We start from the raw sequence: 719 nt of genomic DNA, 5'->3' as shown, positions 1-719 counted from the left end.
GTAGAAAGCCTGCCGTAATGGCGGGTAGATTTGGGTTGTTTGCGACAAATTCAAGGGAAAAAGTAAAAAATTCTATGCAGTCTTTCCAAATATTTTCATACGCAAAAATGCCCGATCACTTATTTTTCAGACGGCCTGACATACAAACTGCAAAATTCGTTTAAAAACAACACAATTTCTTTACAAATGCAGCACAACTCTTTACAACTATTCCTTTTTAATGCATTATTATAAATGATGATTATTCTTAATTGCATATTTTAAAGATAATTCCTCTTTGATTTGGATTTGCTTTTATTTTTTTATTACTGTCATTTTATTAAGGACATTTTCAATGAATACGCCCCTGTTCCGACTAAGCCTGCTGTCACTGACACTGGCAGCCGGTTTTGCACACGCAGAAAATGAAGCCAAAGACAATGTTGTGCTTGATACCGTTACCGTTAAAGGTGACCGCCAAGGCAGCAAAATCAAAACCAATATCGTCACCCTTCGTCAAAAAGACGAAAGCACATCAACCGATTTGCGCGAATTATTAAAAGAAGAACCTGCCATCGATTTCGGCGGCGGTAACGGCACATCCCAACACATGACCTTGCGCGGCATGGGTCAGAACTCTGTCGACATCAAGGTGGACAACGCCTATTCCGACAGCCAAATACTGTATCACCAAGGCCGTTTCATCATCGACCCTGCGCTGGTCAAAATCGTCTCCGTAC

Annotated in this window: 1 protein-coding gene; it reads left to right on the top strand. The window is 40.8% G+C overall.

Annotation, left to right across the window (positions count from 1 at the left end; all coding sequences use genetic code 11):
- Positions 1–334: 334 nt before the first annotated feature.
- Positions 335–719, top strand: a 385-nt coding sequence (locus tag ACTHUR_RS14020; protein ID WP_440399159.1) for a TonB-dependent receptor plug domain-containing protein, incomplete at its 3' end; no start/stop codon positions are given.

Source organism: Neisseria sp. P0021.S007 (genome assembly GCF_051956855.1).
The sequence above is the reverse complement of the archived record's forward strand: the minus strand, read 5'-3'. Positions and strand labels throughout refer to the sequence as shown.